21 protein-coding genes are annotated in these 20,112 nt (G+C 46.6%); 8 read left to right on the forward strand and 13 right to left on the reverse strand.

Features of this window, described 5'->3' with window-relative positions:
* Positions 1-73: 73 nt before the first annotated feature.
* Both RIH33_RS08820 and RIH33_RS08825 read right to left on the reverse strand, forming a co-directional pair.
* On the reverse strand, positions 74-508 hold the full coding sequence (locus RIH33_RS08820) for a GNAT family N-acetyltransferase (RefSeq protein ID WP_406650558.1): 435 nt from the start codon (positions 506-508) through the stop codon (positions 74-76).
* A complete protein-coding gene (locus RIH33_RS08825; RefSeq protein WP_406650560.1) occupies positions 505-1,452 on the reverse strand; it encodes a PhoH family protein in 948 nt (315 codons plus the stop codon). The genes RIH33_RS08820 and RIH33_RS08825 overlap by 4 nt, the downstream gene beginning before the upstream one ends.
* Before the next feature lie 88 nt (positions 1,453-1,540).
* Here RIH33_RS08825 and RIH33_RS08830 point away from each other — a divergent pair, with 88 nt between their 5' ends.
* Entirely contained in the window at positions 1,541-2,323 is a 783-nt protein-coding gene (locus RIH33_RS08830; RefSeq protein WP_406650561.1) for an S-adenosyl-l-methionine hydroxide adenosyltransferase family protein, read from the forward strand.
* Positions 2,320-2,616, forward strand: coding sequence for a putative quinol monooxygenase (locus RIH33_RS08835; RefSeq protein WP_406650563.1), 297 nt, complete (start codon positions 2,320-2,322; stop codon positions 2,614-2,616). Before RIH33_RS08830 ends, RIH33_RS08835 begins: the two co-directional genes overlap by 4 nt.
* A gap of 174 nt (positions 2,617-2,790) precedes the next feature.
* On the opposite strand, the gene RIH33_RS08840 is transcribed toward RIH33_RS08835, so the two are convergent.
* The gene (locus RIH33_RS08840; protein WP_406650565.1) at positions 2,791-3,282 is read right to left on the reverse strand and encodes a hypothetical protein; all 492 of its coding nucleotides are present in this window, start codon (positions 3,280-3,282) and stop codon (positions 2,791-2,793) included.
* A gap of 111 nt (positions 3,283-3,393) precedes the next feature.
* Here RIH33_RS08840 and RIH33_RS08845 point away from each other — a divergent pair, with 111 nt between their 5' ends.
* The 4 genes from RIH33_RS08845 to RIH33_RS08860 all read left to right on the forward strand — a co-directional run bounded on the left by RIH33_RS08845 (position 3,394) and on the right by RIH33_RS08860 (position 10,405).
* The gene (locus RIH33_RS08845; protein WP_406650567.1) at positions 3,394-6,327 is read left to right on the forward strand and encodes a hypothetical protein; all 2,934 of its coding nucleotides are present in this window, start codon (positions 3,394-3,396) and stop codon (positions 6,325-6,327) included.
* Between the two features lies 1 nt (position 6,328).
* Entirely contained in the window at positions 6,329-7,270 is a 942-nt protein-coding gene (locus tag RIH33_RS08850; RefSeq protein WP_406650568.1) for a mechanosensitive ion channel family protein, read from the forward strand.
* Positions 7,270-8,157 (forward strand): mechanosensitive ion channel family protein, encoded by an 888-nt coding sequence (locus tag RIH33_RS08855; RefSeq protein ID WP_406650570.1) that lies wholly within the window; start codon positions 7,270-7,272, stop codon positions 8,155-8,157. Before RIH33_RS08850 ends, RIH33_RS08855 begins: the two co-directional genes overlap by 1 nt.
* 112 nt (positions 8,158-8,269) lie before the next feature.
* On the forward strand, positions 8,270-10,405 hold the full coding sequence (locus RIH33_RS08860) for a M3 family metallopeptidase (RefSeq protein WP_406650572.1): 2,136 nt from the start codon (positions 8,270-8,272) through the stop codon (positions 10,403-10,405).
* Positions 10,406-10,457: 52 nt separating this feature from the next.
* On the opposite strand, the gene corA is transcribed toward RIH33_RS08860, so the two are convergent.
* The 8 genes from corA to RIH33_RS08900 all read right to left on the reverse strand — a co-directional run bounded on the left by corA (position 10,458) and on the right by RIH33_RS08900 (position 16,948).
* The gene (gene corA, locus RIH33_RS08865) at positions 10,458-11,432 is read right to left on the reverse strand and encodes a magnesium/cobalt transporter CorA (RefSeq protein WP_406650573.1); all 975 of its coding nucleotides are present in this window, start codon (positions 11,430-11,432) and stop codon (positions 10,458-10,460) included.
* Between the two features lie 25 nt (positions 11,433-11,457).
* Positions 11,458-12,426 carry a calcium/sodium antiporter gene (locus RIH33_RS08870; protein ID WP_406650575.1) on the reverse strand — a complete coding sequence of 323 codons (969 nt, stop codon included), beginning with the start codon at positions 12,424-12,426 and terminating at the stop codon, positions 11,458-11,460.
* Between the two features lie 120 nt (positions 12,427-12,546).
* On the reverse strand, positions 12,547-12,747 hold the full coding sequence (locus RIH33_RS08875; RefSeq protein ID WP_406650577.1) for a YwbE family protein: 201 nt from the start codon (positions 12,745-12,747) through the stop codon (positions 12,547-12,549).
* 61 nt (positions 12,748-12,808) lie between these two features.
* Positions 12,809-13,216: a DUF3124 domain-containing protein gene (locus RIH33_RS08880; RefSeq protein WP_406650578.1), complete on the reverse strand. Its 408-nt coding sequence runs from the start codon at positions 13,214-13,216 to the stop codon at positions 12,809-12,811.
* A gap of 103 nt (positions 13,217-13,319) precedes the next feature.
* Positions 13,320-13,808, reverse strand: coding sequence for a gluconokinase (locus tag RIH33_RS08885; protein ID WP_406650580.1), 489 nt, complete (start codon positions 13,806-13,808; stop codon positions 13,320-13,322).
* Positions 13,809-13,934: 126 nt separating this feature from the next.
* Positions 13,935-14,606 carry a bifunctional 4-hydroxy-2-oxoglutarate aldolase/2-dehydro-3-deoxy-phosphogluconate aldolase gene (locus RIH33_RS08890; protein ID WP_406650581.1) on the reverse strand — a complete coding sequence of 224 codons (672 nt, stop codon included), beginning with the start codon at positions 14,604-14,606 and terminating at the stop codon, positions 13,935-13,937.
* Positions 14,606-15,823 carry a 6-phosphofructokinase gene (locus RIH33_RS08895; RefSeq protein ID WP_406650583.1) on the reverse strand — a complete coding sequence of 406 codons (1,218 nt, stop codon included), beginning with the start codon at positions 15,821-15,823 and terminating at the stop codon, positions 14,606-14,608. Before RIH33_RS08895 ends, RIH33_RS08890 begins: the two co-directional genes overlap by 1 nt.
* A gap of 78 nt (positions 15,824-15,901) precedes the next feature.
* The gene (locus tag RIH33_RS08900; RefSeq protein WP_406650585.1) at positions 15,902-16,948 is read right to left on the reverse strand and encodes a PfkB family carbohydrate kinase; all 1,047 of its coding nucleotides are present in this window, start codon (positions 16,946-16,948) and stop codon (positions 15,902-15,904) included.
* A gap of 164 nt (positions 16,949-17,112) precedes the next feature.
* Between RIH33_RS08900 and RIH33_RS08905 the strand changes: the two genes are divergently transcribed.
* Together RIH33_RS08905 and RIH33_RS08910 are read left to right on the forward strand one after the other, a co-directional pair.
* Positions 17,113-18,150 carry a LacI family DNA-binding transcriptional regulator gene (locus RIH33_RS08905; RefSeq protein WP_406650587.1) on the forward strand — a complete coding sequence of 346 codons (1,038 nt, stop codon included), beginning with the start codon at positions 17,113-17,115 and terminating at the stop codon, positions 18,148-18,150.
* Positions 18,151-18,245: 95 nt separating this feature from the next.
* Positions 18,246-18,659 (forward strand): hypothetical protein, encoded by a 414-nt coding sequence (locus RIH33_RS08910; protein ID WP_406650589.1) that lies wholly within the window; start codon positions 18,246-18,248, stop codon positions 18,657-18,659.
* Here the strand turns inward: RIH33_RS08910 and thiL are convergent.
* Positions 18,656-19,687 carry a thiamine-phosphate kinase gene (gene thiL / locus RIH33_RS08915; protein ID WP_406650591.1) on the reverse strand — a complete coding sequence of 344 codons (1,032 nt, stop codon included), beginning with the start codon at positions 19,685-19,687 and terminating at the stop codon, positions 18,656-18,658. The genes RIH33_RS08910 and thiL overlap by 4 nt on opposite strands.
* A gap of 16 nt (positions 19,688-19,703) precedes the next feature.
* The gene (mce, locus tag RIH33_RS08920; protein ID WP_406650593.1) at positions 19,704-20,111 is read right to left on the reverse strand and encodes a methylmalonyl-CoA epimerase; all 408 of its coding nucleotides are present in this window, start codon (positions 20,109-20,111) and stop codon (positions 19,704-19,706) included.
* Between the last annotated feature and the right edge of the window lies 1 nt (position 20,112).

The following is a 20,112-nucleotide window of genomic DNA, read 5'->3' on the forward strand; positions in this document are numbered from 1 at the left end:
CTGCAAAACTGACTCGATCAATTTCAGAAATTTTGCCATATCAAACAACGGGAACTGGAGAATATTTAATCAATCAAGACAACCTGAACATCAGGTAATGCAGAATGTCACACTCAGAAAACTGGTCACCCTTTTTCTCAAACCCAAACTTCTCGTAGAGGGGAACAGCCGTCAGCTGGGCGTGCAAATAGAGGTACTGGCCAGCTCCTTCTTTAGATCGGACATCGGCAATGACTGCTTCTACCAGTTTTGAACCGACCTGTTTACCGCGCTGATTGGCCTTCACAGCAAAGCGCTCCAATTTGATGCCTTTTTCCGTACGGCGCCACCTGGCCGCCCCCACGGGCTCCTCGTTTTCATCCAGCGCAACAAAGTGGGTGCTGGAAGCTTCAAACTCATCAAACTCATCGCGCGTGGATACCTTCTGCTCCACCACAAAAACTTCCCTCCGAATGGCAAAAGCCTTCTCCTTCAATTCCTCAGAATCTGCTGTAACTACCCGTATCATTCTTTTTCTCCCTGTTTGTTATATGCTTTCACTATTTCCTTCACCAGCTTGTGCCTTACCACATCCCGGTCATCCAGCTCCACAAACCCAATGTTCTTAACCTCCTTCAAGACATCCAGTGCGTCTATTAGCCCAGAGCGCTGATTTCTGGGTAAGTCTATCTGGGACTTATCCCCGGTGATGATCACTTTAGACTCCGGGCCCATCCTGGTCAAAAACATCTTGATTTGCATGGGCGTAGTATTTTGGGCCTCATCCAGCAGGATATAGGCATCATTCAGTGTACGGCCTCTCATATAGGCCAGTGGCGCTATCTCGATCACCCCGTTTTCACGGTAGTACCTGAGCTTTTCGGTGGGGATCATATCATTGAGCGCATCATAAATCGGTCTGAGGTAAGGATCTATTTTCTCCTTCAGGTCGCCTGGCAAAAAGCCCAGGTTCTCTCCGGCTTCCACGGCCGGCCTGGTGATGATGATTTTCTTCACTTCCTTGTTTTTCAGTGCCCGCACCGCCAGTGCCACCGAAATGTACGTTTTACCTGTCCCTGCAGGCCCGATAGCGAAGACCAGGTCATTGGCATCTACGGCTTCTACCAGGGCTTTCTGATTCTTGGTTTTGGGAGTGATCTTAAATCCTCTGGTACCAAATACCAAGACATCATTGGCTCCGGCATGCGAAGAGCTATGCTGCTCCTCATTGATATAGGAGACCACATTTTCATGAGTTACCTTACCGAACTTATCATAATGGTTCAGGAGTGAGTTGAGAATGTCATTAATTTTCAGAATCTGAGGTGCGGTGCCCTGTATCCGGATCTCATTGCCCCGGGAGATAATTTTACTCTCGGGAAACGCAGAAGCGATCTCCTTAATGTTTTGATTTTGGATCCCCAGAAAATCCACCAGGGAGATATTATCGAGTGTTATGACCTTTTCTAGCAAATGAATGAGTGATTTATAAGCGTTTAATTTTTGTTGCTTTTAGAATTTATATTTTTGTGTCAAAATAAAGAAATATTCCGTCGCTTGTATGGCTCTAGTCACATTTATGTCAGATTTTGGTACTGAAGACCATTACGTAGCTGCGGTAAAAGCGGTTGCCCATAAGATGGGCCCTGAGACGCACATTGTTGACATCAGTCATGAAATTTATCCTTCAGATATAGGGCATGCTTCCTATGTTCTGAAGAGCGTTTTCAGGGATTTTCCAACCGGCACTGTCCACCTCTGTGCCATAGATATGAACGGTCGCGAGCCTTCCAAACTCGTAGCGGTACAACTAGAGGAACATTATTTTGTTGGCTATGATTCCGGCCTGTTTAGTTTATTAAGCGATCAGGCCCCTACAGCCATGGTGGAGCTCAGCACCGACGACCTGAAGAGCTCCACTTTTTTGGCCAAAGACCTGCTGGCACCAGCAGCTGTGGCACTGGCCAATGGTAAAAAAATATCCGAGCTGGGAAAGCCTCTGGAAGTGCTCAAGACCCTGTATGCACGCCAGCTCAAAGTGACCAAGCGGGAGATTTCCGGCAATATTGTACGGGTAGACCATTATGGAAACCTGATCACCAACATCGTACATTCGGCATTTGAGACCATCATGAAACTCAATGGTGAAAAACCCTACGAAGTGTGCTTTGGCAGGGAGCGCTCCCGAAAAATACACACGGCCTACCATGAGGTGGAGTCCGGAGAATACTTTATTCTTTTCAACAGCAACCAACAACTACAAATAGGTATCAACAAAGGCAATGCGTCAGAGCTGTTAGGTCTCCATCTCGATGCGCCAGTCATTATCAACTTCCAACTATGATTACCCGTATCGTACGTATGTCCTTCATCCCGGAAAAAAAAGATGACTTCCTGGAAATTTTTCATGGAGCCAAAAATCAAATCAGGGCCATGGAGGGGTGCCAGTACCTGTCTCTCCACAGAGATTATCACCACATCAACGTGTATTATACCCTCAGCGAATGGGATTCACAGGAAGCACTGGATCAATACCGTCATTCTGAGCTTTTCAAAACCACCTGGGAGGCCACCAAAAAATGTTTTCATGAAAAAGCTCAGGCCTATTCCCTGAAAAAGGAAGTGGAATTAAGCTGATTGGAAGTTTAGATGGAGAGAAGGAGATATTCACCGATGAATTCTCAGGGTCTACCGATTAATTAATTGTCATTTCAGGAAAACCAATAATTTTGATCTCGTATAGGTTACACAGGTTATTTGTACATAGCTGGTTAAATCCCCTTCATTCATTTGTTGGGGATTTTTTTATCGCTAGTGCCCCGTACAGACAGCAACCCCATCAAAGAAATAATTCTCATTTTTCCCCACATTGCCGAAGGATAGCACCATGTGTTTGAAATAATTATCATTCATATGCACCTTGATGCTGGCGTCCATTTCCAGAAAATTGTCATAGGTAAGCAACTCACCATCACTCAACTGTACCTGATCCAGGACGGTAATGCTCTCACCCGTGGTCCCGTCTACAGGGTTGAGCGCAAACGCCAATTCGCCTACCTCCCGAACAGTACCAAAATGAAGATGCGCCGGATGTTCGCCGCCTTCAGCGGTATTTTGTAATTTGATGGAGAATTGCAGTTTCCCAGGTGCCAATTCTTTCACAGTCACGTCCCCACTCACGGGGTTGAAGTTGGCCCTGTAAAGCAAATAGGTAGAGCTCCGCTCAGTAGTTCCTGGCTCATCACCTGTAGAGCAAGCACTCAAAGTGACCAAAGCACATAAAATCAGGAGAACATTCTTCATAACAAGGTATTTTAGTTAAGTTAACAATCATACAACTGTTATCATTTATTTGGGGTGACTAAAAACTAATAAAAACATTTTCCGTTCTGTCATTGTCATGAATTTAACCTAATGCAAGAGCTCATTAATTCACTGGAAGTAGAATTAGAAAAACTGATCGATGACAAGCTGTACACCAGCTTCAAATCAGAGATCAGAAATGAACATTCAGACTTTGAAAGTTTGCAAAAATCGATTTTTCAAACTTACGAAACCAGTGCCGGAAAGCTCAGCAAAGCGGAACTCAAGGGTGAAATTCTGGCTTTGATTTCTCAATCCTGGAATGCCTCCGACGGACTCCCTTTCAGTGAATTTTCGAAGCCCTACCATGAGGCTGTACAGGCGTGCCTTCTATCATTACCGGAAACCCTGGAAATACCGCAAGAAAAAGACCGGTTTAAGGCCCTCAAAACAGACGCTTTCCTGCTCAGGATCACCAAAGGTGTGAAGTCCTTCGCTTTCAGTGTCTCAACAATACCCGTCCGTACAACTAACCTATTTAGGAAAAAGAAACGGCCGATCCGCTACTGGAGTCATCGGGTTCCACTTAGAGCCATAGCAGAATATTATCTTCTGGGAGAATATGTGAAGTCCATTTTGGAGGTTCGGGCAAAGTATTATACCCTTTTTTCTCAGGCTTATCAGGAACTGAAGCAATGGGAAGAGTCCACGGACACTGCAGAATTCACCAGGCTTGACTTTAGCTACCTTACCAAGTCTTTCACTAAAGTACGGAAAGAACTGAAAGCCGAACTACATGACGGCCTTCGTATCCAGCTACAGCAACTCAGGAAAGTCGCTTCCACAGTGAATACCCTTGAGCATAGTGCAAAGCGGTATCAGGAAAAGCATTTAAAAGCACAACTCCAGTCAGCTGAAACACTTTGGCAAAAGGAGGATGCAGGCTGGCACAACACCTTCGATGCCTTCTTCGAAGAATGGCGTGCAGACCTGGAAGTATTCAGGTTAATTAACCTGGCCGAATCAGATTTTATCACCTATCAGGCCGCACAATCTAACAACCTGAGCGAGGACATTGGCGAGGAGCTGGAAGCGATTTTCGACTACATACACTCTGCCATTGCTGATTTGGAAAAATCTAAGGATGAAGATTTTTCACTCACCTTGAAAAAATGCAACTATAAAGCGCAAAAAACCCTGGATCAGGAGGTAATACCGCTATTGGTGGAGAAGCTCGGCAGCAATCAGATCATCAATGCAGTCAACCGATTTGAAGCTGATCTGAGCAGAGCGCTGGAAAATCTGACCACAGAGCGGAAAATCGCCAAAATTCCCACAGACTATCTTGCGCCTATTGCGATTGCCAATATTACAACGATTTCGCCCTATGAACTCATAGCCTTTGAGATCGTCCCTACTTTCAAGTCCCAGTTGGATCGCATCAAGGGTGAATTCATCAGTCAGCTGGATGAGAGTGTCACCGTGTCCAGAGACCTGGATCATATGATTACCTTTGGACTCACAGCAGCCATACAGCAGCTTCAGGAACACCCCGATGCCATAGAAGAAGCACGGAAAGTGGCCATAGATAGCCTCCTGCGCTCTGAGCAGCGGGTGCGTGATATCCAAACTGCACTGGGGGAAATCATAGCCTCCACCAATGAGCAGCTGACTACTGCGCTGAAAGACTATATAGAGTCACTCCGGCAGCTCACCGTCAACGAAAATGTACGGGAGATAAGAATGCGGGTGATGAAAGCCAAGGCCATCCAACAAACGGAAGCCTACAAGGCTGAAATGAAAGATTCGGCAAAAGCCTATACCTCCCAGGCGATTGAGCATATCAAGGCATGGTTCAACAAACTGAAATTACTTCAACAGGACCTCAGCCAGCGCTTTATACTCACTTCTAAAAAAGAAGCCGCCTCCAAAGAGGTCTCTGACTTCCTGGCTGAGTCTCAGGAGGTGATCAACGCTCTGCCCGTCATCTACAGAAATCTGTACAGAATAGAACCACTCACCGATCATGAGCTTTTTGTAGGCCGGCAGAAGGAATATGACCAGCTGACGGGTGCTTATACCAACTGGGAAAAAGGCAGAATGGGCTCTGCTGTGATTATTGGTGAAAAGTGGAGTGGGCTGACCTCATACCTCAACTACATCCAGCATCAGTCACCTTTCAGATATGCTGTTAACCGGGTCACCTGTGAAACAGAATCCTACGGTACCCAACAGCTCCTGACTTTCCTGCATGGACTGCTTGAAAATGACACCACTGAAAACCTCATCCAGTGCGCCACTGCTCTCAATGAAGGCCCCCGGCGAATCATCATCGTGGAAGATATTCAAAACCTCTACCTCAGAAAGGTAGGCGGGTTTGCCAGACTGAAAGACCTGCTGGAGCTGATCAGCCATACTTCCAAAAATATCTTCTGGATCGCCACGAGCACATTGTATACCTGGAACTACTTTCAGAAAACCCTTGACGTTCAGGATGTATTCAGCTACCACATCAAACTCCAGCCTCCTACAGCTGTGGAGCTGGGCAACATCGTGGCAAAACGAAATCGCATCAGCGGTTACAAGATTCTATTCGACCCTTCTGAAGAGGACCTGAGGTCCAAAAAATTCAAAAATCAAAGTGAAGCAGGTCAGCAAACCATTCTAAAGGATCGCTTTTTCAAAAAACTGATAGACTTCTCCGAAAGCAATATCAGCATGGCCCTGATGTTCTGGTTGCTCTCTACTAAATCTGTAGACCAAAACGGTATTGTCATCGGTGATTTCCGAAAGCCTGATTTGGGGTTCCTGATGGCTTTTGATATGGGTAAGGTGTTGGCCCTGCATCAACTGATTTTGCACGACGGACTCACACTCAATCAATTTACCATCGTCAACAGGTCTTCTCATCAATCAGCTTTTCTGATGCTGTCCATGATGCTCGAAGATGGTATACTGATTTTTAAAAATGACATCTACACGGTTAACCCACTGGTATACAGAAGTGTCATCAGTCTACTCAAAGCCAAAAACCTGATCTACTAAAATGAGACTATTTACATACGTCAGCATATTCTTCTTCGCCCTCTGCTTGGCGGTTCCGGCTTTTGCACAGGACAGTCTGGTAGTAGACAATAGTGATACCTCCATCCTTAAGATCCAGGTGCAGGATGCCAGCCCCAAAACCAGTGTGAGAGACGAAGCTCCTGACTTGTCCGAAATTTTCTCCATGGCTAAAATTTTCTGGGCGCTGGTATTTTTACTGTCAGGTTACATAGGCATCAGGATCATCTCCAAAATACTAACTATTCTAGCCGAACGTAGCGCCCAATATCGCATCACCCTTAAAGGGTTAATCCCCGTGGTCCGTATTCTTGGTTGGATCTTCATATTATTCATTATTGTAGCGGGGATCTTTCAACCCCCGGCAGCCACCATCCTGGCCCTGTCCGCATCAGTGGGTGTGGCCGTTGGTTTTGCCTCTCAGGACATCCTCAAAAACATTTTTGGTGGAGTGATGATCCTTTTTGACCGGCCTTTTCAGGTAGGAGACAAAATTGAAGTGGGCTCCTACTATGGTGAAGTCACACAGATAGGCCTACGTTCTACCCGGGTGGTCACACCAGATGATTCCCTGGTGTCTATTCCCAATAGTGAGATCATGAATGGATCAGTGTCTAACACCAACGCGGGAGAAGCCAATTGTCAGGTAGTGGCTGAAATTTACCTCCCGATCAGCATAGATACCGTGCGAGTGCGAGAAATCGCTACACAGGCCGCGCAGGTAAGCAAATATGTCTACCTGGCCAAACCCATAGCCGTCCTCTTTTTCAACGAAGTAAAAGATAGGAAGTCTTTTTTGAAGATGAGACTCAAAGCCTATGTAATGGACATCCGCAGTGAATTTGCCTTTAAAAGTGAGATGACGGAAATTGTGATCAAGGCACTTGTAGATGAAAAACTGATCAGCGATAAAGACTTTAACTAATGGAAAACATTCTGGATTTTCTTCAGGGGCCCACAGGAGCCAAATTGGTGCAGGTGGTGATTGTACTGACCTTAGCCTTATTCACGGTGAAGGTGCTACAAAAGGGGCTCAATAAGTACATCAAAAATAGCACTGCACGATATCAGGCCAGAAAGGTGGTTTCCTTTGTGGGCTACATCCTTGTGCTGTTCGCACTGATGTTCATTTACAACTATAAGTTTTCAAACCTGACCTTGGCACTTGGGGTGGCCGGAGCAGGTATAGCTTTCGCACTTCAGGAAGTCATTGTGAGCATCGCCGGGTTTCTGGCCATTCTTTTTGGTAATTTCTATAAGATTGGCGACCGGGTAAAACTCGGTGGTATCAAGGGTGATGTAGTGGACATTGGCATACTGAGGACCACGCTCATGGAGATTGGAGACTGGGTAGGTGGAGACCTTTACAATGGTAAAATGGTTCGGGTAGCCAACAGTTTTATTTTTAAAGAACCAGTATTCAACTACTCAGGGGATTTTCCTTTCCTTTGGGACGAAATCACCATTCCACTCAAACACAGTAGTGACCATCAACTGGCCCGGCAGCTCATGCTGGACATCACTACCAACCTGGTGAAGGAATTTACCCTGGAGACCAAGGCTCAATGGAACAGGCTTACCGACCAACTCTATGTGGAAAATGCCCAGATCGATCCGATGGTTACCCTGACGTTCGATGAAAATTGGATCACTTTTACCATTCGCTATGTAGTGGATTTCAAAAAACGCAGGACGACAAAGGATCAGCTGTATACACAGATTCTGGAAGCTGTCCAAAAAGAGCCGGATCGACTTCCGATCGCATCAGCTGCTTTTGAAATCACCCATATGAATGAGGCCATCAGGAAATAATTCTTGACTCATCCTCCTTTCAGACCATTGATAGAAATCTGTATTTCTACCTCCCGGGCATTTGTTAAATTACCTCAAATCAACAACCCCGAAAGGAATGACTTACAAAACAATGAAAATCAGTAAAGCACTTTTTGCTTTCATAGCGCTGGCAGCTATCAGTTGCCAGGGAACCAAAGAGACCGCACCCCAGGTCTCAGATAATGTACTATTACAACCATGGACAGGCCCATACGGTGGCTTACCAGCTTTTGACCGAATGAGCCTGACTGATCTCAAACCAGCTTTGGAGCAGGGAATGGAGGCGAATCTGGCAGAAATAGAGGCCATTGCCAACAACCCTGAAGCACCTACTTTTGAAAATACCATTGTGGCGATGGAGCGATCAGGTAATGACCTGGGCCGGGTGTATTCCTACTATGGCATCTGGAGCAGCAATGTCTCATCTCCGGAATTTAGGGAAATACAGACCGAAATGGCCCCCAGGCTCTCAGAGTTCAACTCTAAGATCACCCAAAATGAGAAGCTCTTTGCCCGGATCAAAGCGGTTTATGAAGCTTCCCGGCAGAATCCTCTTCCTGCTGATCAGCAACGCGTCGTAGATCTTACCTACACCAGTTTTGCCATGAATGGCGCAGAGTTAGACGAAGCCTCAAAGGCCCGATATAGCGCCATCAATAAAGAACTTTCCTCCCTACACACCAGCTTTTCGAACAACATCCTGGCCGATGAGGAAGGATACGTGACCTACCTCTCTGCTGATCAGCTGAGTGGATTGCCAGAGTCGTTTGTGAAGGCCGCTGCCAAAGCCGCAACGGACCGGGGTAAAGAGGGCATGTATGCAGTGACCAATACCCGCTCCTCAATGGATCCCTTCCTTACCTACTCTGATGAGAGGGGGCTCAGAGAAAAAGTATGGAACATCTACTACTCCCGCGGAGACAACGGAGACGAACATGACAACAACAAGCTCATCGCTGAAATCCTCAAGCTTCGCGATGAGCGTGTAGGGCTCCTGGGTTTTGATAATTACGCTCAGTGGCGTCTACAGGATCGCATGGCCAAAACCCCTGAAAACGCCATGGCGATGATGGAGGCTGTTTGGCCGGCAGCCATTGCGCGTGTAGCCGAAGAAGTGGCTGACATGCAGGCGGTAGCTGATGCCAATGGGGACAAAATCAAGATTGAGCCCTGGGACTATCGCTACTACGCAGAAAAAGTAAGAAAGAAAAAATACGATTTGGACTCAGATGAGGTAAAACAATACCTGCAACTGGACAAGCTTCGGGAGGCCATGTTTTTCGTAGCTGGTGAGCTTTTCAACTTTCAGTTTACTCCAATCGACTCTGGTGTGGTGCCGGTATTCCATGCGGACGTGAAAGTATGGGAAGTGGCTGACAAAACCTCCGGTGAGCTCATTGGCCTCTGGTACCTCGATCCTTTCGCCCGCCAGGGTAAGCGCTCCGGCGCCTGGGCAACTACCTATCGTAGTTATGACTCGTTTGATGGTGAGAAAACCGTACTGGCCTCTAATAACTCCAACTTCATCAAGCCTGCTCCAGGGGAGCCTGTGCTGGTATCATGGGATGATGCTGAGACCTTTTTTCACGAATTTGGACATGCGCTACACTTCCTGTCATCGAATGTGAAGTATCCCACACTGAACAGTGGTGTGCGTGACTACACGGAGTTTCAGTCTCAGTTGCTCGAAAGATGGCTGGCTACTGACGAGGTAATCAATAACTACCTGGTACATTACAAAACCGGAGCGCCTATCCCGCAGGAGCTGGTGGCCAAAATCAAAAAAGCCGCTACCTTCAATCAGGGATTTGGTACCACGGAATACCTGGCGTCCGCACTGATGGACATGTACTATCATACCACAGATCCTACCAATCTGGATCCGGATACATTTGAAAGGGAAACGCTGGAGAAGCTGAAAATGCCTAAGGAGCTGGTGATGCGTCATCGATCCCCCCATTTCGGCCATGTGTTCTCTGGTGAGGGCTATGCCACAGCCTATTATGGATACATGTGGGCCGATGTGCTTACGGCAGATGCAGGTGAAGCTTTCCAGGAGGCTCCTGGCGGGTTTTATGACAAAGACCTGGCGGACAAACTGGTGAAATATCTTTTTGCTCCCCGCAATTCTATGGACCCGGCAGAAGCCTACCGGCTCTTCCGAGGCAGAGATGCAGATATCAAAGCGCTGATGCGCGATCGGGGCTTTCCGGTAACAGATATGTAAATCATTGAGAAAGGCCCTTTACGGGGCCTTTTTTTATTCCATTTGATCACCATCAAAACCACCTCTTTATTCTCATATAAAGCGCCATGATCATAGCTACTGCCACCATGGCGCCAATGGTGAGGGGGTAGCCCCATTGGGAGTTGAGCTCCGGCATGTGCCGAAAGTTCATTCCATAAACACCCGCCAAAAAAGTGAGCGGGATAAAAATAGCGGATACTACAGTGAGGGTTTTCATCACCCGGTTCATCTCACTGTTTTGGTTAGATCGGTGCAAGTCCATCAGGTCTTTCAGCATCTCCCGTGAAGTCTCAAAAGAGGTGATCAGGTACAGCAGGTGGTCAGCCACATCCTGAAAGTAATTGATGGAGCTCTTCTGAATAAAATGATCGGCCTCCACCCGCATCTTATTGAGTGCATCGCGCATCGGTACAGTGTACTTCCTCAAAATGTTAATGTCCTTTTTGATCTCGATCACCTGCTGCATGACATCATAGGAAGGATCCGCCAGTGATCGGGCCTCCAGTTGCTCTATCCTGGCCCTCAAGGTTTCCATGATTTGCAGATAATGATCCACTACGGCATCCAGGATGTGATAAAAGAGGTAATCCTCCTTATACTTTCTGATCAAACCCTTGGACAGCTGGATCCGCTTACGCAGCTCGTTGAAGGCATCCCCGGGGAGGCCCTCCTGGAAGGTGATCACCAGGTTTTTGCACATCACCACACTCAGGTGCTCCTCCATGATCTGGTCCTGGTCTGCATCGAAACTAAGCATCTTGGTGCTGAAAAACAGATGGTCATCGAAGAGCTCAAACTTGGGCAACTGGTCAATGTTGAGGATGTCTTCAGCTATGAGATGATGGATGTTGAAGAGCCCGGCCGTATCATCCACATAAGTCTGGCTGGTAATCTCTACATCTATCCAGTTGATAAAATCTTCCTTCACCAGGGCAGCTGCCTCGGAAGGGCTCAGGTGTTCCTTTGTGAGATACCCGGGATCATTATATTGGATGAGGGTGAGCAAGGCGGTCTATTGAATGAAAGTAGAACTACCCGCGCATCACCAGGTAGGCCAGATAAGCTACATAGGTGAGTACGAAGATCCCTCCCATCAATCTGCCAATGCTGGCTTTCCTGCCAAGGACAATGGCCACAATCAGCAGCGTACTCGAGGCAATCACCATGAGTATATCTGAATTTGAAACGATATCAAACGGCAATGGACGAATCACCGAACTAAGCCCCAGAATCCATAGGATGTTGAATATATTGGAACCAACCACATTACCCACTGCCATATCCGACTGGCCTTTTTTGGCGGCCACCGCAGAGGTCACCAGCTCAGGAAGGGAAGTCCCAACAGCCACCACAGTCAGACCTATGAACGTTTCGGACAGACCAAAAAACAGCGCGATTTCAAAAGCTCCATCCACTACCCATTTTCCACCCAAAAACAACGCGAGAGAGCCTATGACGATATAAGCAATGGATCGTCCTTTGGGGAGGGTACTTATGGTATCTAAAGAATCTGCCTCTTCCTGAAGGCTCTGTTTGGATTTGGATACCACATAAATATAGGTCATGAAAAGGGCGAAGAAAAACAAGAGGATGCCTCCATCGTACCGACTCAGCGTGAGTCCCTTGACATCCACAAACAAATTGGCATTTGCCAAAAAACCTACCATCACCGTGGCAAACAAAGAAATGGGAACTTCGGTAAAATAGATACTCTTATGAATGGTCAAAGGCCGAATCATGGCAGCCACCCCCAGGATGAGGAGTACGTTGGCAATGTTGCTCCCAAGAATATTTCCGATGGCCAACTCTGAACTCCCATCAAAACTGGCCAACAGGTTGACGATAAGCTCGGGCATACTGGTACCGAAGGATACAATGGTTAACCCAATGACCAACTCCGGAATATTGTTCCTTTTGGCCAGAGACGAGGCCCCTTCCACCAGAAAATCTGCACCTTTAATGAGCAGCACAAAGCCAATCAAAAACAAGAAATAAACCATAAGTTTCCAGAGGGTTAAGACAATAGTTTAAACCTCTAAAAGTAAGAATTTACTTTGATTCTGATCAACTTTTTTTTCGAAGTGGGAATCTCACCCTAGCGCCGAATCATTCAGCAGATTTCAGTCCTCCAAAATATGCCTGACCCGGCCTACTTCACCAGTGGTGAGCTGTACTTTAATGCCATGTGGATGATTGGGTGAATTGGTAAGGATGCGCTTTACCTCACCGGCAGTAAGCTCTCCGGTTCGCTGATGATGCTTCTGTACTATTTCTACCTCCTGCCCCACTTTCACATGGCTTCTTATCGTTCCGTCTGGCATATTTATAGTTTTTTAAGACACCAAGTTCGCAAATAATGATGTGCCCAATAATTCCTTGCGTCTACCGGATCTTTATCCCTTGTGTGGTAAAAGAAATCCCCTGCTGACCGGACGTGGAAATCATCACTGCTTCAAAAAATGGCTCAGGAGTACCTGGGTTTACAGCCCATTCAAAAATAAAATTACCACCAGTCCCACCTTCATTATCCACTTCCTGTATAACTATCTCCACAGTCTCCAGCGGTGAGATGAAAATAGGCTGGTCAAAGTAGGTCCGGATCAGCTTACCCGCCGTATCAAAAAACTGAGCCCGGGTCACAAAAATTGCATCTTCGCTGCTGATATTCCGAAGACTGACAGTAGCCGTAAGATCATGTGTTCGATGTTCAGACCGGCTGTAAATTTGTGAGTAAACTGAGAGGTACGTAACACCCGTCTGCAGTGAATCGGATGCTGTCAGGTTTGCCATCCTTTTGTTCCAATTTACGGGAGTAACCTCCTCGGAAACTGGTTTTTCCTGACAGGATAGCAAGATCAAAAAAGCGAATAACAGCGGAAGAGTCTTTTTCATATCACACCTGATTAATTCTGACTAGGATTTCACCGACGATAGTCTCTACAGGATTGGCCACATTATAAAACCAGCCATATTTGGGTCTTTCAAAGATCTCAAACTGAGATCCAAGAATTCTCTCATCAAAAAAATGACCTTTTCGTCCTCGAATTCTCCGTAGAATAAGGTTTCTATCTCCCTCTAAGATAATCCACTGCACGTGATGTGTGGGAATGGGAGTCAATATATTCCGATAAAATTCCTTGAGTGCAGAGCAGGCCAGCACACATCCACCCTCCTGATCCCACCGAACCATATTCAGCGATATCTTTCTGAGCCATGAGATGCGATCCTTGTCCGACAGGGGGATCCCAGAAGCCATTTTCTCAATGTTTTCGGGTACGTGAAAATCATCCGCATCATAAAAGGGAACGCCCAGTCTGGATGCCAGCAACTTGCCGACGGTGGTTTTTCCACTTCCTGCCACACCTCCGATAATATAAATCATCCCATTACTGCTTTTGGAAGTGACAGATCTCACTCCTGTCTACTAAGATGACTAAACCGACCCTAAAGCCAAAACATCAACGTCCTTTTCCTCTGCCGCCAGGCCCAGGGTCGGTTCTGAGATCAATTATTTAGACAGCCGCTTAGCCAGTGCTACTGCCTGGCTTACACTCGCCTGCAAAGCCGCATAATCCTTATTCTGAAGGATCTCTTTGGTAATGAGCTGAGAGCCCATGCCTACGCAATGCACGCCTGATTCAAACCACTTGCTCAGGTTCTCTTCAGTGGGCTCTACCCCTCCGGTAGGCATAATGCTACACCATGGGAATGGCCCTTTCACACCCTTTACAAACGATGGACCGCCTACCTGAGAGCCAGGGAAAATCTTCACCACCTCAGAGCCAAGCTCCTCCGCATAGGAAATCTCAGTCACGGATCCGCATCCAGGAGACCAGGAGATCTTCCGACGATTACAAACCTTGGCCATTTCCGGGTTCAACACCGGAGACACTATGAAGTTGGCTCCCAACTGGATATACAATGAGGTGGTGCCGGCATCCACTATCGAACCCACACCAAGGATCATCTCAGGAGTTTCCTTTTCGGCATACTTGTTCAGTGCAGCGAACACCTCATGGGCATAATCTCCCCTGTTGGTAAACTCAAACACACGCACGCCACCCTCGTAGCAGGCTTTCAGTACTTCCTTGCATACCTCCACATCTTTGTGGTAAAAAACCGGCACTATTCCGGTTTCCTTCATCTTTAACGCTACTTCTATTCTTGTAAATCTTGCCATTATTGCCAGTTTAAAATTTTATTGAAATCGTATTCTTCGGGATGATCCAGCAAAGCACCTGCTGCCGTATAATCCTTTTCGGTAATGAAATGCATGTTCTGTAAACAGAGCTTTGCGATCTGTGAATCCATGTCCACCAGGCGTGGGGGGATCTTTCCATTGGCATCCTCAAATTCTGAAAGATACATAGGCGAAATATCACCTTTGGAATTGGCTGTGACGATGCATCCGGAGATGCCCTCATCGTAGAGTTTTTTCACCCCAATGCCCAACAAAGTGCATAACGTGAGGTCGTAACCAATGGGTCTGCAACACCTCAGTTCATATCCGATCTCCACGGGTCGGCTTTTGATGCTAATGCCCAACTTTTTGAGTTTCTCCTGCACCAGCACATTGAAAATATTGGATTTACTCACATTGCCCAGCTCAGGGTGACCATGGTCGTCATAAGTGAAGAGTATGCCGCAATTCTTGAGCTCTTCCACATCGATGATATGAAAAACCCCCTCACTCACCAATGCTACCCCATATTGTATATCAAGAATCCTTCGCTTCACCATGGAGGAAATGATCAGGTTAATGATCTTATCCAGCGTAGGCCTAGTCTTGTTGAACATCTCAGGGATGATCATCATAGGGAAGTGACATCCCGTGGCGATCCCAAAAGCCAGGTGTCCGGCTGAACGGCCCATGGTAGACATCACAAACCAGTTGTGACTGGTGCGGGCATCTTCGTAGACCGTATTGCCGATTTTCACTCCTTCATCTTTGGCAGAATGAAACCCGAAAGTAGGGTTCCGGTCTGGTAGCGGAAGGTCGTTATCTATGGTTTTGGGCACATGGATATTCTTAACATCCAGGTTGTTTTTAGCCAGAAATTTAGAAATCCGATTGGCTGTGCTGGCCGTGTCATCACCACCAATGGTGACCAGCAGCTTCACGTTGTTTTTGACAAAAAAATCCACCGTAAACTCATCATCTTTAGGCTTGTGCCTGCTCATGATCAAAGTGGATCCACCCCGACTAAAAATCCTGTCAGCATGCTCAAAATCGAATTCTTTGATTTGTGGTGACTCAGCGAACAATCCCTTGTAGCCTTCCTGCACGCCCAACACCCTGTATCCATCGTTCAAAAAGACTTTGGCTACCGTACTGATAACTGTATTGATACCCGGTGCAGGACCGCCACCACAGATGATTGCTACTGATTTTTCCATAGATCAAAAATTTGGGCCGGCCCAGGCTCTTTTTATACAACCAATATATTATACTTCAAGGACCGACCCAGTTTCTTATTAGCGTGCTACTCTACCAGAAGCGTCTCCACCCATCAATTTCTCGACTTCAGAAACCGTTACCAGGTTAGCATCACCTTTGATTGTGTGCTTCAGGCAAGAAGCCGCTACCGCAAAATCCAGCGCATTTTGATCATCTTCAGGGTATTTCAACAATCCGTAGATCAGTCCTCCCATGAATGAATCTCCGCCACCTACTCTATCTACAATATCCGTGATTTGGTACTGACGTGTTTCCAACATTTTGGTGCCATCATAAAGCACACCAGCCCAGGTGTTGTGAGAAGCTGAGATGGAACCACGAAGCGTCGTAATCACTTTCTTGGCTTTTGGGAATTTCTTCATCATTTGCTGACATACTGAAAGGAAAGCCTCCGCTTTCACATTGTGCCCTTCAGTTTGCACGCTCACGCCTTCTGGCTTGATATGGAAATGCATTTCAGCGTCTTCCTCATTACCCAAAATCACATCGCAGTAAGAAGTCAGTTCTGTCATGATTTCTTCACGTTTCGCTCCATCACAGTACTGCCACAACTTTGCCCGGTAGTTTAAGTCTGTAGAAATGGTAACACCCATTTCACTAGCTACCTTCAGTGCCTCCAGACATGCATCAGCAGAACTTTGAGAAATAGCCGGAGTGATACCCGTCCAATGAAACCACTCTACACCTTCAAATACTTTTTTCCAATCAACCATTCCTGGCTGGATGGTGGACATGGAAGAATGCGCTCTGTCATAAACCACCTTGCTGCCACGAGATACCGCACCAGTCTCCAAAAAGTAGATACCCAAACGTTCTCCACCCCACACAATCTTGTCCACATTCACCCCACGCTTGCGCATTTCCATCATGGCACACTCGCCAATGTCATTCTTGGGAAGCCTGGTTACAAAATCAACAGGAACACCAAAATTGGCCAGTGATACTGCGACGTTAGATTCCCCTCCACCATAGACTACATCAAATGAGTTGGCTTGTGAGAAACGCAAAAAACCCTCTGGGGCAAGACGAAGCATGATCTCGCCAAATGTTACTACTTTTTTCATGTCTTTTTACTTTTAAGAATCCTTCGTGTTCGTACACGGTCTTTGGTAAAAAATAACCCCCATTTAAGGAGGATAATGTGATCGTGTACGATAACGATTCGTACAAATGTAATATATTGCATCGGATATCAAAAAAATATTACCCATTTTCATAAAAATATTCCATGGCAAGAATCACCATCAAGGAAATAGCGAAAAAGGCCGGAGTTTCGGCTGGCACGGTGGACCGTGTATTACACAACAGGGGGGAGGTGGCCGAAGCCACCCGTGAGCTCGTGCTGAAAATAGCCAAAGAAGGAAACTATTCTACCAACGTATTTGCCAGAAACCTGAAGCTAAATAAAATATATAATCTGGCAGTGATTTTGCCCAAAGACAATGAATACTGGAAAAACCAAAGTGAAGGCATCCAGGAGGCCGCAGAGGAATATGCCTCTTTAGGGATGCAACTGAGCTTTTACACCTTTGACCGGCAGGACAAGAATTCATTTCTTACCCAGTCGCACATCGCACTCAACAGCGCACCGGATGGTGTGATACTTGCGCCCCTCCTTCAGGGGGAGGCCACGATGATTTGTGAGTCGCTCCACCGGGCTGACATTCCATTCATTTTTGTGGATTCGAATCTGGATAACATCAAACCACTGGCATTCATTGGACAGGACTCCAGGCAAAGTGGTTTTTTGGCAGCCAAGCTCCTTAATCTGGGATATGCCAAAGGCCAAAAAGCAATTGTGGTCAAATATACTGATTTTGACAGCCTGAATAAAACACTGGATGAGCGCATAGAGGGCTTTAAGAAATATTACCAGCAGGAAAATTTTGGAGCAGAGCTGATTCACGAAATAACCCTTGAAAAAGACTTTGTCGGACTACCTCCGGGGATAGAATCCCTCCTCGGCAATCAGGAACCCATCCATTTTTTTGTGCCAAACTCCCGGGTGCACCAAATCGCAAAAAGTGCTGAAAACGTTATCCCAAGGCATTTGAGCAGAATCATAGGCTATGATCTGGTTCGCGAAAACATCGTTTACCTCAACAAAGGATTAATTGATTTTATCATTTACCAAAATCCAAAAGTACAGGGCAACCTGGCTGTACAGGCCTTTTACAAGCACCTGATACTTAAAACTGAAGTCCCTCCCACACACTACATGCAACTGGACATCATTACCAGAGAGAACCTGATGTATGGGAAATAATCCGTCCCCTCTTTTAACTCCGTTTTCGCTTCAGTCCTTTTTTTTAGGGCTTTATCGGGTTAAATTTAGGCATCGCCCATCCTAAACCAACGACCTTGAGCAAATCCATCACACTTAAAGACGCAAGTGGTCAGTCTTTTTTTTCCTGCGTTCCCATTCATGAAAGTGGAATCATTAAATGCACATGGATCGGTAATCTTATGGAGATCGCTCCTGCCAAAGAGGCAGCTATGAGCATCGTGCGGCTGCTGGAAGCTACTGGATATACCAAAGTAATCGATGATAACCGCCTCGGGTCAGGTCCATGGCCGGATTTCATGGATTGGCTCAGAACTGACTGGATCAATGCCCTGCTCAAAACCAACCTCAAATCTTATGCCCATGTGGTCTCACCGGACACAAGCGCCAAGCAGCCTGCCTACGAGATATTCAATCAAACCATCCTCAACGTGGATTTTGTCACATTCGGAAGCTACGACATGGCCATGAACTGGCTGGATGAAAATTAAAAGTGCTTCCACCCCTGAGCTGTAAGGGGTATGGTATTGCCAGACCTGGTAACCAGTGCCTTTCCCTTATCAGCAGCCTGCATGTAGCCTATGGTATGAATCTCTGCGTGATTCTTTATTTTTTCAAAGTCTGCCTGAGTGATGGTAAACAGCAGTTCATAATCCTCACCTCCGTTGAGTGCACAGGTATTGGGGTCCAGCCCAAATTCAGCTGCAGTCTCATAAGCCTCTTTGTCTATTGGGATTTTATCCTCATAAAGAGCCGCTCCCAGGCCTGACGCCTTGCACAAATGGAATACCTCCGATGCCAGTCCGTCCGATACGTCTATCATGGATGTGGGAACAATGCCCAGGGCCCTGAACTCATGAATCACATCCATACGCGCGGTAGGCCTCAACTGTTTGCCCACCACAAACGGATAGCCATCCAGTTTAGGCTGCATATTTGGGTTGGCCAAAAATTCCTGCTTTTCACGTTCCAGCACCTGAAGCCCAACGTACGCTCCACCCAGATCACCGGTCACACACAGAATTTCACTCTCTTTGGCTCCGGAACGATAAGCCACCTTATCTTTCTCCACCGTGCCCATGGCTGTCACTGAAATCACCAGCCCTGAACGGGAAGTGGTAGTATCTCCACCCACCAGGTCCACATTAAACGCCTCACAGGCCGCTCTGATCCCTTCATACAGCACCTCTACTGCCTCCACAGAGAACCGGTTGCTCAGACCCAGGCTGACCGTCATTTGTCTGGGTGTGCCATTCATAGCGGCTATGTCTGAGACATTCACAGACACTGCCTTATAACCCAAATGCTGTAAGGGTATGTAACTCAAATCAAAATGAACGCCTTCCAGAAGCATATCTGAGGTCAGGAGCACCAAATGATCTCCCGCATCGTAAACAGCCGCATCATCCCCGATTCCTTTCACAGTGGTATCGTGATAAATCTTCACCCCTTCCGAAAGCTTATCGATCAGGCCAAATTCCCCCAACTCCCCTATTTCTGTTCTTTTTTCCTCGCTCATTCTTTTTTGATTTTCTTTAAAGAGTTTTTATTTCCTGACACAGCTCTACCAGCACACCATTGGTACTTTTGGGATGTAAAAAACACACCAACTTATTGTCTGCACCTTTTTTGGGCGTTTTGTTAATCAACTCAAACCCTTCCGATTCCAGTCGCTCCATTTCCACCAGAATGTCATCCACCTCAAATGCGATGTGATGAATGCCCTCTCCTTTCTTATCAAGGTATTTGGCAATGGCACTCTCCGGAGCCCCCGCCTGCAGCAATTCCACCTTATTGGGCCCCACCTTAAAGAAAGATGTGGTCACGTGTTCGGAATCTACCACTTCCTCTTTATAAGAAGGTGATCCGAAAAGTTTCTCAAAAAGCGCATTGGCTTTATTCAAATCCTTTACTGCGATACCAATGTGCTCTATTCTAACCATG

Origin of the sequence: Marinoscillum sp. (genome assembly GCF_040222955.1) — a bacterium.
In the GTDB taxonomy this organism is placed as follows: domain Bacteria; phylum Bacteroidota; class Bacteroidia; order Cytophagales; family Cyclobacteriaceae; genus Marinoscillum.

Bases quoted from the DNA above. Each gene is read 5' to 3' on its own strand.
- RIH33_RS08820 (WP_406650558.1), bottom strand. From the start codon at position 508: ATGATACGGGTAGTTACAGCAGATTCTGAGGAATTGAAGGAGAAGGCT.
- RIH33_RS08830 (WP_406650561.1), top strand. From the start codon at position 1,541: ATGGCTCTAGTCACATTTATGTCAGATTTTGGTACTGAAGACCATTAC.
- RIH33_RS08835 (WP_406650563.1), top strand. From the start codon at position 2,320: ATGATTACCCGTATCGTACGTATGTCCTTCATCCCGGAAAAAAAAGAT.
- RIH33_RS08840 (WP_406650565.1), bottom strand. From the start codon at position 3,282: ATGAAGAATGTTCTCCTGATTTTATGTGCTTTGGTCACTTTGAGTGCT.
- RIH33_RS08845 (WP_406650567.1), top strand. From the start codon at position 3,394: ATGCAAGAGCTCATTAATTCACTGGAAGTAGAATTAGAAAAACTGATC.
- RIH33_RS08850 (WP_406650568.1), top strand. From the start codon at position 6,329: ATGAGACTATTTACATACGTCAGCATATTCTTCTTCGCCCTCTGCTTG.
- RIH33_RS08855 (WP_406650570.1), top strand. From the start codon at position 7,270: ATGGAAAACATTCTGGATTTTCTTCAGGGGCCCACAGGAGCCAAATTG.
- RIH33_RS08860 (WP_406650572.1), top strand. From the start codon at position 8,270: ATGAAAATCAGTAAAGCACTTTTTGCTTTCATAGCGCTGGCAGCTATC.
- RIH33_RS08870 (WP_406650575.1), bottom strand. From the start codon at position 12,426: ATGGTTTATTTCTTGTTTTTGATTGGCTTTGTGCTGCTCATTAAAGGT.
- RIH33_RS08875 (WP_406650577.1), bottom strand. From the start codon at position 12,747: ATGCCAGACGGAACGATAAGAAGCCATGTGAAAGTGGGGCAGGAGGTA.
- RIH33_RS08880 (WP_406650578.1), bottom strand. From the start codon at position 13,216: ATGGCAAACCTGACAGCATCCGATTCACTGCAGACGGGTGTTACGTAC.
- RIH33_RS08885 (WP_406650580.1), bottom strand. From the start codon at position 13,808: ATGATTTATATTATCGGAGGTGTGGCAGGAAGTGGAAAAACCACCGTC.
- RIH33_RS08890 (WP_406650581.1), bottom strand. From the start codon at position 14,606: ATGGCAAGATTTACAAGAATAGAAGTAGCGTTAAAGATGAAGGAAACC.
- RIH33_RS08895 (WP_406650583.1), bottom strand. From the start codon at position 15,823: ATGGAAAAATCAGTAGCAATCATCTGTGGTGGCGGTCCTGCACCGGGT.
- RIH33_RS08900 (WP_406650585.1), bottom strand. From the start codon at position 16,948: ATGAAAAAAGTAGTAACATTTGGCGAGATCATGCTTCGTCTTGCCCCA.
- RIH33_RS08905 (WP_406650587.1), top strand. From the start codon at position 17,113: ATGGCAAGAATCACCATCAAGGAAATAGCGAAAAAGGCCGGAGTTTCG.
- thiL (WP_406650591.1), bottom strand. From the start codon at position 19,687: ATGAGCGAGGAAAAAAGAACAGAAATAGGGGAGTTGGGGGAATTTGGC.
- mce (WP_406650593.1), bottom strand. From the start codon at position 20,111: ATGGTTAGAATAGAGCACATTGGTATCGCAGTAAAGGATTTGAATAAA.